The organism is Burkholderia sp. RF4-BP95, assembly GCF_001521985.1.
Classification (GTDB): Bacteria; Pseudomonadota; Gammaproteobacteria; order Burkholderiales; family Burkholderiaceae; genus Burkholderia; species Burkholderia diffusa.
In genome coordinates this window covers 24,135-41,043 of sequence record NZ_LOSX01000023.1, presented here as the reverse complement: position 1 = coordinate 41,043, position 16,909 = coordinate 24,135, and the positions used below count along the sequence as shown (strand labels likewise).

At 69.4% G+C, this 16,909-nt stretch carries 14 protein-coding genes; 3 read left to right on the top strand and 11 right to left on the bottom strand.

Annotated elements, in window-relative coordinates; genetic code table 11:
• Positions 1-90: 90 nt before the first annotated feature.
• Positions 91-1,971 (top strand): amidohydrolase, encoded by a 1,881-nt coding sequence (locus tag WS46_RS09055; RefSeq protein WP_059690263.1) that lies wholly within the window; start codon positions 91-93, stop codon positions 1,969-1,971.
• Between the two features lie 95 nt (positions 1,972-2,066).
• Entirely contained in the window at positions 2,067-2,738 is a 672-nt protein-coding gene (locus WS46_RS09050) for a hypothetical protein (protein WP_059690262.1), read from the top strand.
• A 77-nt stretch (positions 2,739-2,815) separates the two neighbouring features.
• Here WS46_RS09050 and WS46_RS09045 read toward each other — a convergent pair whose 3' ends face one another.
• Both WS46_RS09045 and WS46_RS09040 read right to left on the bottom strand, forming a co-directional pair.
• Entirely contained in the window at positions 2,816-3,928 is a 1,113-nt protein-coding gene (locus WS46_RS09045; RefSeq protein ID WP_059690261.1) for an alkene reductase, read from the bottom strand.
• Between the two features lie 161 nt (positions 3,929-4,089).
• On the bottom strand, positions 4,090-5,307 hold the full coding sequence (locus WS46_RS09040; RefSeq protein ID WP_059534411.1) for an MFS transporter: 1,218 nt from the start codon (positions 5,305-5,307) through the stop codon (positions 4,090-4,092).
• Between WS46_RS09040 and WS46_RS35175 the strand changes: the two genes are divergently transcribed.
• The gene (locus tag WS46_RS35175) at positions 5,306-5,521 is read left to right on the top strand and encodes a hypothetical protein (protein ID WP_156443107.1); all 216 of its coding nucleotides are present in this window, start codon (positions 5,306-5,308) and stop codon (positions 5,519-5,521) included. The two genes, WS46_RS09040 and WS46_RS35175, sit on opposite strands and share 2 nt — an antisense overlap.
• Positions 5,522-5,651: 130 nt before the next feature.
• Here WS46_RS35175 and WS46_RS09035 read toward each other — a convergent pair whose 3' ends face one another.
• The 9 genes from WS46_RS09035 to WS46_RS08995 all read right to left on the bottom strand — a co-directional run bounded on the left by WS46_RS09035 (position 5,652) and on the right by WS46_RS08995 (position 16,908).
• Entirely contained in the window at positions 5,652-6,569 is a 918-nt protein-coding gene (locus WS46_RS09035; protein ID WP_059690260.1) for a LysR family transcriptional regulator, read from the bottom strand.
• A 70-nt stretch (positions 6,570-6,639) separates the two neighbouring features.
• Complete coding sequence (locus tag WS46_RS09030) at positions 6,640-8,901, bottom strand: molybdopterin cofactor-binding domain-containing protein (protein WP_059690259.1); 2,262 nt, start codon at positions 8,899-8,901, stop codon at positions 6,640-6,642.
• On the bottom strand, positions 8,901-9,401 hold the full coding sequence (locus tag WS46_RS09025; protein ID WP_059690258.1) for a (2Fe-2S)-binding protein: 501 nt from the start codon (positions 9,399-9,401) through the stop codon (positions 8,901-8,903). The genes WS46_RS09030 and WS46_RS09025 overlap by 1 nt, the downstream gene beginning before the upstream one ends.
• A complete protein-coding gene (locus tag WS46_RS09020) occupies positions 9,398-10,678 on the bottom strand; it encodes a c-type cytochrome (protein ID WP_059690257.1) in 1,281 nt (426 codons plus the stop codon). The genes WS46_RS09025 and WS46_RS09020 overlap by 4 nt, the downstream gene beginning before the upstream one ends.
• A gap of 452 nt (positions 10,679-11,130) precedes the next feature.
• Positions 11,131-12,255 (bottom strand): FAD-dependent monooxygenase, encoded by a 1,125-nt coding sequence (locus WS46_RS09015; RefSeq protein WP_059690292.1) that lies wholly within the window; start codon positions 12,253-12,255, stop codon positions 11,131-11,133.
• 167 nt (positions 12,256-12,422) lie between these two features.
• The gene (locus WS46_RS09010) at positions 12,423-13,568 is read right to left on the bottom strand and encodes an amidohydrolase family protein (protein WP_082725290.1); all 1,146 of its coding nucleotides are present in this window, start codon (positions 13,566-13,568) and stop codon (positions 12,423-12,425) included.
• Positions 13,565-15,244, bottom strand: a complete 1,680-nt coding sequence (actP, locus tag WS46_RS09005; protein ID WP_059690255.1) for a cation/acetate symporter ActP — start codon at positions 15,242-15,244, stop codon at positions 13,565-13,567. Before actP ends, WS46_RS09010 begins: the two co-directional genes overlap by 4 nt.
• Positions 15,241-15,600 carry a DUF485 domain-containing protein gene (locus WS46_RS09000; protein WP_059690254.1) on the bottom strand — a complete coding sequence of 120 codons (360 nt, stop codon included), beginning with the start codon at positions 15,598-15,600 and terminating at the stop codon, positions 15,241-15,243. Before WS46_RS09000 ends, actP begins: the two co-directional genes overlap by 4 nt.
• An 81-nt stretch (positions 15,601-15,681) precedes the next feature.
• Positions 15,682-16,908, bottom strand: coding sequence for an FAD binding domain-containing protein (locus WS46_RS08995; RefSeq protein ID WP_059690253.1), 1,227 nt, complete (start codon positions 16,906-16,908; stop codon positions 15,682-15,684).
• Between the last annotated feature and the right edge of the window lies 1 nt (position 16,909).

The following is a 16,909-nucleotide window of genomic DNA, read 5'->3' as shown; positions in this document are numbered from 1 at the left end:
GGAGGAAGGGATGGTCGGTGGATCGTCAAACCGGATGCACGCCGCGTGCGGCCGCATGCCGGCTTTCGGCGCACACGGGGGGGCCTGACGGTGCTCGAGACGACGGCATCCGCCGAAGCGGCGGACCTCATCGTATACAACGGCAAGATCGCGACGCAGGACGCGCGACAGTCGTTCGTGACCGCGCTCGCGGTCAAGGACGGCCGGATTCTCGCAACGGGCAGCGGGCACGACGTGATGCGCCATGCGCGCGACGGCACGCTGCGCATCGACCTGAACGGCCGCACCGTGATCCCGGGGCTGAACGATTCGCACCTGCACGCGATTCGCGGCGGCCTGAACTTCAACCTGGAACTGCGCTGGGACGGCGTGCCGACGCTCGCCGACGCGCTGTGCATGCTGCGTCGCCAGGTGCTGCGCACGCCGGCGCCGCACTGGGTGCGCGTGGTCGGCGGCTGGACCGAATTCCAGTTCGCGGAAAAGCGCGGGCCGACGGTGGCCGAGCTCAACGCGATCGCGCCCGACACGCCGGTCTTCATCCTGCACCTCGGTGACAGCGCGCTGCTGAACGCGGCCGCGCTGCGTGCGATCGGCTACGGCCGCGACACGGGCGATCCGCCCGGCGGCGAGATCCAGCGCGATCGCCTCGGCAGGCCGACCGGCATGCTGATCGCGCGCCCGGACATGGGCGTCCTGCATGCGGCGCTCGAGCGCGGCCCGAAACTGGACCACGAGGAGCAGATGAATTCGATGCGGCAGTTCATGCGCGAACTGAACCGCCTCGGCGTGACGAGCGCGATCGATGCCGGCGGCGATTTCCAGTCCTATCCGGACGACTACGGCGCGATCATGGCGCTCGCGCAGCGCGGTGAAATGACGGTGCGCATCGCGTACAGCCTGTTCGTGCAGCACGCCGGGAGCGAGATCGACGACTACGCGCAGTGGGTGACGCTGGCGAAACCCGGCGACGGCGACGCGTTCCTGCGCATGAACGGCGCGGGTGAACTGCTCGTGTATTCCGCGGCCGATTTCGGCAATTTTCTCGAGCCGCGCCCCGATCTGCCGGAAGCGCTCGAGACGGAACTGGCCGCCGTGGTGCGGCTGCTGGTGCGGCACCGCTGGCCGTTCCGGCTGCACGCGACGTACGACGAGTCGATCGGCCGTTTCCTGAACGTGCTCGAAGCCGTGCACCGCGAGGTGCCGTTCGACGGACTGCGCTGGTTCCTCGACCACTGCGAGACGATCTCGGATGCGAACATCGCGCGCATCGCCGCGCTGGGCGGCGGCGTGACCGTTCAGCACCGGATGGCGTACCAGGGCGAGTATTTCATCGCGCGCTACGGCGCAGAAGCGGCCGCGCGCACGCCGCCGATCCGCGCGATGCTGGCGGCCGGGCTGCCGGTCGGCGCGGGCACCGATGCGACGCGCATCGCGAGCTACAACCCGTTCCTGTCGCTGTACTGGATGGTGTCCGGGCGCACCGTCGGCGGCACGGCGCTCTATCCCGAATGCAACCGGCTCAGCCGCATGGAGGCGCTGCGCCGCTACACGGTGGGCAGCGCGTGGTTCTCGAACGAAGACGATCGCAAGGGCGCGCTCGTGCCGGGCCAGTATGCGGATTTCGCGGTGCTGACGGACGACTATTTCACGATCGACGAGTCGCAGATCAAGTCGCTGGCGTCGGTGCTGACGGTCGTCGACGGCAAGGTCGTGCACGCCGACGACGAGTTCGAAACGCTGGCGCCGCCGCCGCTGCCGGTCAGCCCCGCGTGGTCGCCGGTGGTCGAGTTCGGCGGCTTCGCGCGGCGTGGCTGGACGGCCGCGATGCCGAAGCGCGCGGCGGCCGACGGCCACCCGGATGCGCGCGCCGCGCGCGGTCATGCGGGCCGTTTCGCGCAGCGCCTGCAGGCGGCCGCGCGGGAGGTCGTCGAGCAGTGCGAAGGATTGGTCTGCCACGGTGCCGCCTTTTAGGACGGCATGGGTCGGCGGGCGGAATGGCGGTGCCGGTGCGTACCGCGCGGCGAATGGATAATTTTGTGCCCCGGCAACGGGCAGAAGGAGACGAGATGAGTGCTGCGCACACGTGTGCACGGGCCGACGACGAAGTTGCCGGCGTTCGCATTCCCCGGACGCCGATGACGATCGAAGCCGTCGAGGCCGCATGCGCGTCGCTGCCGCGCGTGATCGCCGATCATGCATGCCGGGTGTTCGTCCTCGCGTCGCTCGCCGCGTGCCGTGCCGGCGAGACGCTCGATGCCGATGCGCTGTACGTGGCCGCGATGTACGCGAACATGGGCTTGAGCCCGGCCTACTCCCGCTCGACCGAACGCTACGAGATCGACAGCGCCGATGCCGCGCAGGCGTTCCTGTCGCGCCACCAGATTTCGCAGCAGGTGCGCGACGAGGTGTGGTGCGCGATCGCGCTGCATACGACGCCCGGCGTGGCCGCGCGCATGTCGCCGCTCGCGCGGGCGCTGGCGTTCGCCGTGTCGACCGACCTGATGGCAACCGGCTTCGACGCGTATTCGGCGGACGAGCGCCGCGCGCTGCTCGCCGCCTACCCGCGCGGCGAAGGATTCGGCGATGCGTTCCTCGACGCGCTCGCGCGCGGTGTCGCGCATCGGCCGGCGTCGACGTTCGGCACGTGGAGCGCGGACGTGCTCGATCGGGCCGATCCGGATTTTCGCCGGCCGAATTTCTGCGGCCGTGTGCTCGGTTCGCGCTGGCAGGACGCCTGAGCACATTCTTCGCGATCCTGATGTTCTGGCCGGTCGCGGCGGCGGCGGAGGCTGCCGCCGGCGCAGTGCGCTGACGGTCAGGCGGTCAGGCCCGCCGCGTCGTGACGCGCGTAGTCGACGTATCCCGCGCGGTCGCCGCCGTACCAGCCGACCGTCTTCGGTGCGGCGAGCGGCGCATTCGCCGCGATCCGCTCGACGAGGTCGGGGTTCGCGATGTATGCGCGCGCGAACGCGACGAGATCGGCATCGCCCGCATCGATCAGCGCATTCGCGGCGTCCGGCGCGATGCCGCCGTTGACGATCAGCGTGCCGCGGTACGCGTCGCGCGTGTTGGCGACGATGCGCGGCAGGTCGGGCTCGCCGCTCCAGCCGTTGGTGTCCGCCGCGTGCACGTAGGCGACGCCGGCTTCGTCGAGCATGCGCCCGACGTAGGCGTAGGTCGCATCCGGATCCGCGTCGCGCACGTTGTTGTACTTCGCGTACGGCGAGATGCGCACGCCCACGCGATCGAGCGGCAGCACGCCGCCGACGGCGTCGACGATTTCCTCGAGGAAGCGCGCGCGGTTCGCGAGCGAGCCGCCGTAGCGGTCGTCGCGGCGGTTCAGCGTCGACGACAGGAACTGGTGCGGCAGGTAGCCGTTGGCCGCGTGAATCTCGACGCCGTCGAAGCCGGCCGCCTTCGCCCGAAGCGCCGCCTGGCGGAATTCCTCGACCGTCGCGGCGACCTCGTCGGTCGTCATCGCGCGCGACGGCGTCGCATGAATCTTCGTGTAGTAGCCGTTCTGCAACTGCGCCCACACCTGCAACTGTTCGAGATCGTCGTTGACGCCGGATGGCGACAGCGGCGCCGCGCCGCCGAGCAGCGTCAGCGAACTGACCCGGCCGCCGTGCCACAGCTGCGCGAAGATGCGACCGCCGTTGGCATGGACCGCGTCGGTGACCTGCTTCCAGCCGGCCGCCTGCTCGTCGGTGACGAGCCCCGGCGTGAGTTCGAATGCCGCGGAGGCCGGGCTGACGTTGGTCGCTTCGGTGACGATCAGGCCGGCGGACGCGCGCTGGGCGTAGTACTCGGTCATGAGCGCGGTCGGCAGGCCGCGCGACGGCGCGCGAGAACGCGTCATCGGGCCCATCACGATACGGTTGGGAAGCGGCAGGCCGCGCAGATCGTAGTGGCTGAGCAAGGTGGACATGATGGATTCCTTGTGCGTGGGGCAGGGCGCCGCCGCGAATCGTCCGGCTGCGGCCGGTGCGGCGGCTGGCCCTGCGGGAAGTCGGAGATGACGTGCCGGCAGCGTTCCGTTGCGCGAGAGGCCCGAGCGCCATTCGCGCGCGAACCGGTGCCGGCGCCGGTTCAGGCCTGTGCGTGGCGTTCCGCGTGCGGTCGCCCGATCACGAGGTAGTGGGCGAGCGCGACGATCGGGAACACGCCGGCGACGGCGGCGACGAGCGGCCAGCCGCCATGCTCGTACAGCGGGCTGGCGAGCGCGGAGCCGATGGCGCCGCCGACGAAGATGCTCGTCATGTACAGCGCGTTCAGGCGGTTGCGGCTCGCCGCATGCAGCGCATAGATCTCGCGCTGGCCGAGCACCATGTTCATCTGCACCGCGAAGTCGAGCACGATGCCGGTGACGACGAGGCCGTACAGCCCGGCGCCATGGACGAGCGCGACCGCATACGACAAGGCGCCTGCGACCAGTGCGATCAGCGTGGCCCGCACCGTGTGGCCGGCATCCGCGAGGCGGCCGGCGACGGGCGCCGACGTCGCGCCGATCGCGCCGACCAGCGCGAACAGGCCGATGGCCGATTGCGACAGGCCGTAGTGACGCGTGAGCTCGACCGGCACGGCGGTCCAGAACAGGCTGAACGACGCGAACATCAGGCCCTGGTAGAACGCGCGATGGCGCAGCACCGGCATCGTGCGCACGAGATGCAGCAGCGAGCCGATCAGTTCGAAATAGGTCGCGCGATGATCGGGTTGGCGCGACGGGATCGTCAGCGCGAGCACGGCCGTCACGAGCGTCATCAGCACGGCGGCGGCCGCGAACACGAAGCGCCAGCCGAACGCGTCGGCCACCACGCTCGACAGCGGACGCGCGAGCAGGATGCCGAGCAGCAGCCCGCTCATGATCGTGCCGACCACGCGGCCGCGCGAATGATCGGGCGCCAGGTGCGCGGCGAGCGGCACGAGGATCTGCACGGCGACCGAGCTGAAGCCGATCAGCAGCGAGATCGCGAGGAACGGCCCGGGCGTATGCACCATCGCCGCGGCCGCGAGGCTCGCGATCGACACGACGGCGGTCGTGATCATCAGCTTGCGGTTCTCGAGCAGGTCGCCGAGCGGCACGATGAAGAACAGGCCGAATGCGTAGCCGATCTGCGTCAGCGACACGATGAGGCTCGCGGTTTCGCCGGACATGTGCAGGCTGGGCGCGATGAGTTCGGTGATCGGCTGCGCGTAGTACAGGTTCGCGACGATCGCGCCGCAACTGAACGCGAACAGCAGGATGAGGCCCTGCGTGAGCTTGGTCGCGTGCCCGTGGGCAGCGAGCGGGGTGGATTCTGCTGACATGATCGACTCCTTGAAAAGAGATGTCGGGAGCCCGTTCTTCGGGCGGGCGGTGCGATTGCCGATGCGGCGAAACGACAGCCGCCGCATTGCCGTCAAGATTATTGATCGATCGATAACAAGGGAATACACCCGCTGCGCAATCGAGCATTGCGTGACGCGCAAAGGGGGCGGATCGCGCGTGGAATCACGCGCGGACGGCGCCGCGCGAGCGTGAAGCGGGCCTCCGGCGCGGATATCGCGGCTCGCGAAGCCCATGAAACCAGTCTGGATCGCGCGGACTGAATTGTCCTGAAACGCCGCTTTAAATCATTTGATTCATGCGGCGGGCGACGAGGCGGGCGCTGTCAGCCGCGCTTGCCCTGCAGCGTCGGAATCTCCGCGAACAGGCCCGCGAGCCATTCGACGAAGAGCTTGAGCTTGACCGGCGTATGCCGGTTGGGCGGATACAGGATCGAGATCGGCCGGGGCGGCGGGTTGAAATCGGTCAGCACCTCGCGCAGGCGCCCCGATTTCAGGTACGGCTCGACCAGGTACAGCGACGTCTTGATCAGGCCGATCCCCGCGAGGCCGCATTCGATGTAGGTGTCGGCGTCGTTCACCGCGACCGTGCCGCACATCTGCACGATGCGCGGTTCGCCGTCGACGACGAAATCCCACGGACGCGGCCGGCCCGTATCGGCCGAGATGTGGCTGACCGCGACGTGCTGCGCCAGGTCGTCCACCGTTTCGGGGGCGCCGCATCGTTCGAGATAGGCGGGCGCCGCGCAGGTGCAGGTGGTGAGGCTGCCGATCCGTTTCGCGACCATGCCCGAATCGTCGAGCGCGCCGATGCGCACGACGCAATCGACGCCTTCGCCGATCAGGTCGATCTGCCGGTCGGTCACGCCGAGTTCGACCGAGATGCCCGGATTGGCGGCGAGAAACTCCGGCAGCGCGGGCACCATGATCTGCTTCGCCATGGCCGGCGGCAGGTTCACCTTCAGGCGGCCGCGCGGCACGTTGCGCGCCTGCGAGACGGCCGCTTCCATGTCGTCGATCTCGCGCAGCACGCCGACGCAGCGTTCGTAATAGGCCTGCCCGTCCTCGGTCAGCGAGATGCGGCGCGTCGTGCGGTTCAGCAGCCGGCAGCCGAGATGCCGTTCGAGCGTGCTCAGCAGCGCGGACACGCGCGGCGTCGTGAGTCCGGTCGTGTCCGACGCGCGCGTGAAGCTGCCCGTCTCGACGATGCGCGTGAACACGCGCATCGAAAGCAAGGTATCCATCGTTCAGAAATCTCCAGCCTGTCGATTGTCGGCGCCGGTGCGTGCCGGCGCGATCGGTTGTGATCCGCGGCTATGCGTCGATGCGTTTCCTGAGCGAATCGCCGGCGAACGGCATTTCGCGCATGCGCTGCCCGGTCGCGTCGAAGATCGCGTTGGCCAGCGCGCCGGCGGTCGGCCCCATCGACGCCTCGGCCGCGCCGAGAAACGGCGCGCCGGGACGATTGATCAGGTGCACCTTCACGCTTTGCGGCGCGGCCGGGAAACGCAGGATCGGATAGCTGCTCCAGTCGAAACTGCGAATGCGCTGCGTATCGTATTTCAACGCCTCGTACAGCGTCCAGCTCGCGGCCTGCACGATGCCGCCCTCGATCTGGTTGCGGATGCCGTCGGGCGACACGATCTGGCCGGCGTCGACGGCGACTTCCGCGCGGTCGAGCGTCACGTGGCCCGTCTCCGGCACGACCGTGACCTCGACCGCGATCGCGACGTAGCCCATCAGGTTCTTGTATTTGCCGAACGCGAAGCCGACGCCGCGATTGCGTGCACGTGGCGGCCGCGGCCAGCCGAATCTGGTCGCGGCGAGCTGGATCACCTGGCGCGCGCGGTGATCCTCCATGTGGCGCAGGCGGAATTCGACCGGATCGACGCCGGCGGCGTGCGCCAGTTCGTCCATGAAGCTTTCGATGGCCCAGACGTTCGTGTGCGCGCCGAGCGAGCGCATCGCGGAAGTCTGCAGCGGCATCGTCGGCGAGAAGTTGTTGACGATGTGCATGTTCGGCAGCGCGTACAGCGGGATCGCATTGCGATCGCCGCCGCCCTCGGGCTGCAGCATCGGCGTCGACGGCGCGGACACGAACGGCGGCTCGAGCATGCGGGCGGGCAGAAGCCGGCCGGCGTTGACGATGCGCTCGTTGTGCGAACTGCTCCACAGCGCGTAGTTCCAGTCGACGATGCGGCCGCCCGCATCGAGCGATGCGCTGAGCTCGGTGACCATCGCCGGCGTGAAGTGGTCCCACGTATGTTCCTGCTCGCGCATCCACTGCACGCGGATCGGCTTGCCGGGCATCGCGGCCGCGATCAGCGCCGCATGCGCGGCCGCGTCGTCCGCGCCGTTGTGCCCGTAGCAGCCGGAGCCCTCGGTGTGGATGCAGCGCACGTTCGCCTTCGGCATCGACAGCATTTCCGCGAGCGCGTCGCGCAGCGGATAAACGCCCTGCGAGTGGGTCCACACGGTCAGCGTGCCGTTCTCGAGATGGGCGACCGAACACGATGGCCCGATCGAGCCGTGCAGCAGATAGTTCTTCAGGAACGTGGCGGAGAGCGTCTTCGTCGCCGGCGCGCTCGGCGCATGCGTGTTGGCGATCTCGATGCGTTGGGTCGCGATCCGCTTCAGGTCCGCGTGGACCGTCTCGCGGTCGGGCAGCGCCCGGCCGCCGGACCAGCGACAACCGGCGGCCAGCGCGCGCTGCGCGAGCACCGCCTGCCATTCGCCCTGGGCGACGACGGCGAGCATGCTGCCGTTGCGCACGATCCGCACGACGCCCGGCATCTTCAGGATCGCGGCTTCGTCGAACGACAGCAGTTTCGCGTCGTACACCGGCGGCATCACGACCCGCGCATGCAGCATGCCGGGCAGCGTCATGTCCTGCACGTAGCTGACGCCGCCCGTGACCTTGTTCGGAATGTCCACGCGCGGCAGCGACGTGCCGATCACGGCGAACGTGGCCGGCGGTTTCAGCGGCGACGTCGGCGTCGCGTTGCGGTGCAGGTCGACGGTGCGCACCGCGTCGGCGTAGCGCATCGTGCGGCCGTCCGGCGCCTTGATGACGGCGTCGGCGACGGTCAGCGTGCGCGGATCGACGCCGAACTGCTTCGCCGCGCCGTCGACCAGCAGGCCGCGCACCTGCGCGGCGGCGTTCAGCAGCGCGGAGCCGCTGTCCGCCATCGTGTGGCTGCCGGCCGTCAGGCCTTCGTCGGGCGACGCGCCGGTGTCGGCGGTCAGGAACGTGATCAGCGAGGGCTTCATGTTCAGCTCCTCGGCGGCCACCTGCAGCAAGGCGGTGCGCACGCCGGTGCCGAGTTCGACCTTGCCGGTGAACACGGTGACCTTGCCGTCGGGCGCGATCTTGATCCACGCGTCCAGCAGCGGGTTGGTCTTCAGGCTGCCGGCCAGCGTTTCGGTGGCCTTGGCGACGTGGACGGCGGCGCCTTCGTCCGCGATCACGACCTCGGCGAGCGCGCGCGCGGCGGGCGCGAGGGTGAACGCGACGAAGAGCGCGCCGGAAACCATGAAGTGCCGGCGGCCTTCGTCGATGTCGTCGGGTGCGTTCATCAGATTTCCTTGTTGATCATGACGGGCGCGGCGGACGGTTCCGGCTCCGGCATCCCCGCGACCTGGCGTACGGCCGCCAGGATCCGCATGTGGGTGCCGCAACGGCACAGGTTCGGTTCCATGTGGGTGCGCAGCTCGCGTTCGGTCGGCTTCGGGTTGCGTTCGAGCAGCGCCTGCGCGCGCATGATCATGCCCGCGATGCAGTAACCGCATTGCGCCGCCTGATGATCGATGAACGCCTGCTGCAGCTTGCCGGGATGCTCGGCGGTGCCGAGGCTTTCCAGGGTCCTGACGCGACGCTCGCCGAGCGCGGCGACCGGGATCAGGCACGAGAACATCGGCTTGTCGTCGACGATCACGGTGCACGCGCCGCATTGCCCGAGGCCGCAGCCGAACTTCGCGCCGTGCAGGTGCAGGTCGTTGCGCAGCGCGTACAGGAGCGGCGTCGAGGGATCGATGTCGAGCGTGTGTCGCACGCCATTCACGGTGAGGGCGATCATTGCGCGCGGTCCTCCTTTCTGAGCTTCGCGGCGAGGGTGTCGACGCCGGTCCATGCGGCGCGATCGGAATATGTTTCGCGGAGATAGGCGGCGAGATCCGCGATCTGCCCGTCGTCGTACTGGTCGATATAGGACGGCATGTAGTTCAGCGTGTCCTCGCCGTGCCAGCCGATGCCGTTGAACATCATCTGGATCGCGTTGCGCGGCGTGTCGGCGGCGATCGCCGTGCTGAACGCGAGCGTCGGCCGCTCGCCGATCGACTGCATCGGCGACGCCGGCCCGTGGCACTGCGCGCACGACGCCTGGAACAGCACCGCGCCGCGCTGTCCGGCGGGCGTCGTCGGGCCGGGTGCCGTGCCGGCCGTCGCGGGACGCGCGGCGGCCGGCTTCTGGATGGACAGGATGTACGCGGCGATCGCCTCGACGTCCTCCACCGGCACCGTCGCGAGATCGCGCGTGACCGGCAGCATCGGTCCGGCGGCCGCGCCATGCTCGCTCGCGCGGCCGGTGCGCAGGTACGTGACCAGTTGCGCCTGCGTCCACGGCCGGACCGCGTGACCGAGCGCATTGAGCGGCGGCGCTTCCCAGCCGTCGACGATGCCGCCGTCGAACGCCTTGCCGGCCTGTTCGCCGCCGATCGCATTGAGCGGCGAATGGCACGACGCGCAGTGCCCGAGGCCGTCGACGAGCGCCTTGCCGCGATTCCATTGCGCGGATTGCGACGCGTCGGGCTGGTACGCGCCCTCGCGCAGGAACAGCACGTTCCAGAACGCGACCAGCGGCCGGAAGTTGAGCGGGAAGATCAGGTCGTTCGCCGGCGTCTTCGTCTGGACCGGTTCGCGCGTCATCAGATACGCGTACGCGGCCGCGATGTCCTGGTCGGACATTCGCGTGAAATGGATATACGGAAAGGCCGGGTACAGCGGATGGCCGTCGCGGGCGATGCCGCTGCGCAGCGCGCGCGCGAATGCCGCCTGCGACCAGCGGCCGATGCCCGTGTCGGCATCCGGCGTGATGTTGGTCGCGTAGATCGTGCCGAACGGCGTCGCGAGCGGCAGGCCGCCGGCGAACGGCTTGCCGTCCTTCGCGGTGTGACAGACGACGCAGTCGCCGAGCGCGACGACGCGCGCGCCTGCGCGAATGAGCTGCGGATCGAACGACGCGCGCGCGGGCGGATCGATCGGCGCGATCGACGGCCGGAACATGATGCCGATCGCGACCGCGAGGCCAACGACCGCGACACCTGCCGCGCCGAACCAGAGACGTTTGTGCTTCATGCGCGCTCCCGGCGAGCCGGTTCATTCGGCGTCGTGCAGTTGGCGAGGCAATGGAAAGGGCGTCGGCCGTGCGGTACGCGCGATGCGGCGCGGATCTGCTTGCCGTGACAGGCGGGCCGGCGCGTGCCGGCAACGGAGGTTGCGGCCGGGGCCGACGGATGGCGATGGCGCATGGCCGACCGGTTCGGCCATGACGAGCCGGGCCGGCGATGGCGATTCGCGGCGGAGTTCATGTCGTCGTTCCAGAAGGTGGGATTGCGCGCGGGCCGTGGCCCGTGCGGCGGATGATGGGGGCAGTCTACGCGGCGGGCGGCGCCGTTACCTGAAACCGCGCTGAAACGTTCTGAACGCAGGCGCCAGGCACCGCGTGCGGTTCCGTCGTGCGCCTCGGCGCATGGCGGACCATCGTGTCGGCGTTGGCGACATCGATTCCGTCATCGCCGGCCAGCATGTCAAAGCGGTGTGCCGAGGCCGAACGCGGCCGCGAGTTGCGGCCCCTTCTCGAGCAACGCGGTCACTTCCTCGCGCCGTCGCACCGACCATCGCGCGAGACGTTCGACGACGTCGGCCGCGTCGGCCGGCAGCGCCTCGGCGAGCGACACCGCATCGCTCGCCGCTTTCGACGTGCCGGAGGCCGTATGCGGGCGCACGGTGCAGGCCGCATCGCCGATCAGTGCCACGCGGCCGTCGACGAAGCCGGGGCTCAGCGCGTCGACGATCGCCTGGTTGAACGGCGCGCGCGTCGCGAGCACCAGTTGCGACAACGATGCCGGCAATCGTTCTTCCGCCAGTTGCCGCAGCGCGCCGACGGTCTCGTCCGCAAGCATCCCCGGATGCACGGATGCATGATGGACGTTGCCGTCACGATCGGTCAGGTGGCGGCGCAGCGCCGTGCGGTCGGCTTCGTTGCGATACCACAGCCAGTTGAAACGGCGCGCGCCCGGCGCGAGCGAGCCGTCGAGCGCGGGAATCAGGAACGCCATGAACAACTCGCCCGGCGCCTTGTGAAGCGTCATGTTCTCGACCAATGGCGCAATCGCGGCGGCGTCGAACTCGGCTTCGTCGACGATGCCGCGCCACGCGAGATAGCCCGCGAACGACGGCGCGTAGCCGGGAAACAGGTGCGTGCGCAGGGTCGAACCCGCTCCGTCGGCCGCAATCAGCACGTCCGCGCGGATGCGTTCGTCGCCCAGGTGTACGTCGACGCCGTCGGCGTCCTGCTCGAAGCCGCTGACCGCGCGGCCGTAACGGATGCGTCCGGGCGGCAGCGTCTCGCACAGCGAGCGGTACACGGCGTCCCACGACGAGAACGGCAGCATTTCGGGTTCGTCCCGCGTGACGCTGCCGTCGCGATCGATCCAGCGCCGCCGATGCGTCGGCACGCTGATCATCTGCCGGCAATGACGGCCATGCTGTTCGAGGAACGCCATCATCCGGCGCAGCACGGCCACGCCGCCGCCCTGACCGCGTAGCGGCGACGGCGAGCGCTCGTAGACCGTTACGTCGTGCCCGATGCAGTCGAGCGTCAGCGCGGCCGCGAGACCGGCGATCGACCCGCCGGCAATGATTATTTTCATCGTGCGTGACTCCATGTTCGAAAGACGGCACCGTCGGCCGCTTGCCCGCCCGCGTGCCGACGCGCGTGGTGCCGACGGCTCGCCGGATGATGCCATGTGCGTCGGCGGGCTGCGCCGACCGTGCAGGCGCGGCCGGTCGCATGCGTTTTCGCCGGCCGGCCCGCGCGCTAGATGTGCAGCAGCCTGCCCGCATTGCCGCCGAGGATCATCGAACGCTGTTCCGCCGTCAGGTCGACGCGATCGAGAAAGCGGACCGGTTGTTCGTAGCCCATGTCGAAGCAGTAGTCGCTGCCGAGCACGAGCCGATCGACGCCGACGTTCGCGATCAGGAAGTCCAGCACCGGCCCGGAATGGGACACCGTGTCGTAGCTGAAGCGCCGCAGATAGCTGCTCGGCTTTTGCGCGAGCCGGCGCGTTTCGGGGCGCACGGTCCAGCCCGCGTCGAGGCGTCCCGCGACGATCGGCAACGCACCGCCCGCATGCGGCAACGTGAAGTGCAGGTCCGGATGACGATCGAGCACGCCGCCGAGGATCAGATGCGCAGCCGCGATCGCCGTATCGAACGGATTGCCGAGCAGGTTGCTCAGGTAGAAATCGCCGAGCCGCGCGCCGCCGACCGTTTGCTGCGGATGCAGGAACACGGGCAGGTTCAGTTGCGCGATGCGCGCGAAGACCGGCGCGAACAACGGATCGTCGAGATCGCGGTTGTCGATGTTGGTGCCCATGTACACGCCGCGCACGCCCGGCAACTGCGCGGCGCGTTCGAGTTCGTCGATCGCGTCGGTCGCGTTCAGCATCGGCAGCGTCGCGAGCACGACGAATCGCGCCGGATGCCGCTGATAGACGCGCGACGCGGCCGAATTCCAGTCGCGCGCGAGCTTCGCATTGAACGGCCGGTCGCCCCAATACGCCATCGGCACGCTGAGCGACAGCGCCTGAACGGCGACGCCGGACGCATCCATGTCCCTGAGCCGCGCGTCGACGTCGATGAACTTCATCGGCAGCGGCCCGAGGCCGCCGGCGGGCGTGCGGAACGTGAACGATGCGTCGTCGCACGTGAACGACCCGCCGAAGCGCTTGCCCTCGCCGCCGACCAGATCGCAAAAGCTTTCGGGGTAGTAGTGCGCGTGAATGTCGATCGCGCGCGGCCTCGGCAGCGACGGGGCGGTCGATGCGGCCGGGGCGTTCGCGGTTTCGGCGGCCGATGCCGGGCGGCCGGCCACGGCCGTGCCGGCGAGCGCGGCAAACGTGCCGAGCAGGCGTCGCCGGACCGGCGACGGGCAGCAGGTGCAGGTCAACGTGGCGTGTCTCATGCGGATATCGACTCCTCGAATCGTGCGGCTCCGCCGCGTTGCGTGATGCCCGTTGTGATGCCCGTTTCGCACGCGACGAGCTGGGTGTCGAACTGCGCGCGCTCGTGCCGCGCACGGGCCGAGCGATCGGTGACGGAGAACAGGACGACGCCGGCGAACGCCGCCGCCATCGAGAACAGTGCCGGGTATTCGTACGGATAGACCGCATGCGCATGACCGAGCACCGTCACCCACACGGTCGGGCTCAGCACCGTGAGCGTGACGGCGGTGGCGAGCCCGAGCAGGCCGCCCAGTACCGCGCCGCGCGTCGTCAGCCCGCGCCAGTAGATCGAGAGCAGCAGCACCGGGAAGTTCGAGCTCGCCGCGATCGAGAACGTGAGGCTGACGATGAACGCGATGTTCTGCTTCTCGAACGCGATGCCGAGCAGGATCGCGAGCACGCCGAGCACCACGGTCGTCGCACGCGCCACGCGCATTTCCTCGCGGTCGGACGCGCGCCCGCGGCGCAGCACGTTCGCGTAGAGGTCGTGCGAGATCGCCGATGAACCCGCGAGCGTGAGTCCGGCGACCACGGCCAGGATGGTCGAGAACGCGACTGCGCAGATGAAGCCGAGGAACACGTTGCCGCCGACCGCATGCGCGAGGTGGATCGCCACCATGTTGGCGCCGCCCGTCACGGCGCCGGACGCATCGTGGTACTGCCGGTCCGGCGCGACCAGCGCGATGGTGCCGAAGCCGATGATGACGATCAGCATGTAGCCGACGCCGACGATGCCGGTCGCATGCAGGATGCTCTTGCGGGCCGCCTTGACGTCGCCGACCGTGAAGAAGCGCATCAGGATGTGCGGCAGGCCCGCCGTGCCGAAGATCAGCGCGAGGCCGAGCGACACGGCCGAGACCGGATCGGAGACCAGGCCGCCCGGACGCAGGATCGCCGCATGCTTCGGATGCACGCTCACGGCCTGCGCGAACAGCGCGTCGAGACTGAAGCCGAAACGGCCGAGCACCATGAACGCCATGAACGCCGCGCCGGCGAGCAGCAGCACGGCCTTGACGATCTGGATCCAGGTGGTCGCGAGCATCCCGCCGAAGAAGACGTAGACGACCATCAGCACGCCGACGACCAGCACCGCGACCGTGTAGTCGAGACCGAACAGCAGCTCGACCAGCTTGCCCGCGCCGACCATCTGCGACACCAGATACAGCAGCACGATGACGATCGAGCTCGACGCCGCGAAGGCGCGGATCGGCCGTTGCCGCAGGCGATAGGACACGACGTCGGCGAGCGTGTACTTGCCGAGATTGCGCAGCGGCTCGGCGATCAGGAACAGGATGATCGGCCAGCTCGCGAGAAAGCCGACCGAATAGATCAGGCCGTCGTAGCCGCTCGTGAACACCAGCGCGGAGATGCCGAGCAGCGACGCCGCCGACATGTAGTCGCCGGCGATCGCCCAGCCGTTCTGCAGCGCGGTGATCCGGCCGCCTGCCGCGTAGTGGTCGGCCACGCTGTGGTTCTGGCGCGCGGCCCAGCGCGTGATGACGAGCGTCGACGCGACGAACAGCAGGAACATGCCGATCGCGACCGGATTGTGCCCGTGCGCGAGCGCCGCGGGGCCGGCCGCGAACGCCGGCGCCGTGCCGATGCAGGCGATCGATGCGAGGAGCAGGCGTTTCATTGTGCGTCTCCGTCGCGAATGGACGCGACGAGCGCGTCGTGGACCGAGTTGGCCTGGAACACGTACAGCGCGACCAGCGCGAACGTGACGACGAACATGCCGAAGCCGACCGGGATGCCCCACGGCGTCGGCCGGCCCGGCACGATCGGCCGGCCGAGCAGCGTCGGCGAAAACGCCAACGTCAGGATGAACGCGAAATAGAGGGCGAGCATGACGAGCGTCAGCGACCAGGCGAGCAGCCTTCTGCGCCTGACGAGCGTGCGAAAACGGGCATCGCGCAGCAGCGGATGCGGGGCCTGCGCCGGCGAGTCCGGATCGGGCGCGATGCCGGCGGCGGCCGGAAGCGTGTGGTTCACGGTGTCTCCTCGATGGGTCGAATGTCGTGGCGGCGGTGCGGGCGTCGCGCGTGTTGTGCGCGGCGTCCGCCGTTGCCGGGCTCAGACGTGCGGCGGCACGGCGGTTTCCCGCATCACGACTTCCGGCGTTCGATAGCGCTCGGCCATTTCGCGCTCGGTGTCGTTTTTCAGTTGCGCCTGCATGTAGGCGCCGAGATGGCGCGCGTGCTGCACGATCGCGACGCCGAATGCCGTGCGCGTTTCGCTGTATTCGCTCAACGCGTCGAGCGTGTCGGCGCGCGTGGCGAGTGACGCGACGAGCGCGAGCGCATCGCCGGCGGCCTTCGTGACGCCCATTCCGCAATGCGGCCGCGCGACGAACGCGGCATCGCCGAGCAGCGCGATCCGGCCGAACGCCATGCGTGGCACTTCGAGGTCGTAGATCGGCTGGAACAGCGGCTGCGTCGCGCGCGACACGACTTCCGCGAACTGCGGCGCGAGCAGCGCGTGGGCCGCGTCCTCGAGATCGGCGAGGACGTCGCGCCGGATCAGCGTCGGCGGAATGCCGCCCGCCCACAGCTTGCCGGTCTCGTCGGTCAGCAGGTTCGGGAGGTCGGTGTCCTCGCTCGTCGCGCGATACCAGACGAAGTTGTAGCGGCGCTCGCCGGGCAGCGTGCTGTTGCCCTGGCCGGCGACCGGATAGCCGAGGATCTGTTCGTGCGGCGGCAGGCCGAATGCGAACTTGTCGAACAGGGTCGCGTGGGTCGCGTCCGACAGCGCGGCTTCGTCGACCAGCCCGCGCCACGCGACGTAGCCCGCGTATTGAAGCCGTGCGTCCGGCACGAGCCGTTCGCGAATCGCGGAGCGGAATCCGTCGGCCGCAACGACGAGGTCGGCGCGCACGACCGAGCCGTCGGACAGCGTGACGGACGCGTGCGCCGGGCCGTCCGAGACGTCGGTCACGACGGCGCCCGGGTGGTAGTGCTGATCGGGCAGCGCCGCGCGCAGCACGTGATACATCTTGCTCCACGCGGTGAGCGTCTGCGGCAGCCGGCGCGCCGACGCCACGGCGCCGTCCTGCGACAGCGTGATGCGCGACTCGACCTTGACGCCGATCGATTCGTCGATGCGCACGCCCGCGGCGCGCATCACGTCGAACAGTTCCGGATGCGTGACGATGCCGGCGCCGCGGCCCGACAGCGCCTCGGGCACCCGCTCGTACACGTCCACGTCCCAGCCGTTGCGCAGCAGGAGGTTCGCGGCGAACAGGCCGCCCAGCGAGCCGCCGACGATGACGGCCTTGCGGTGGGTTGAAGTGACGTCGTTCATG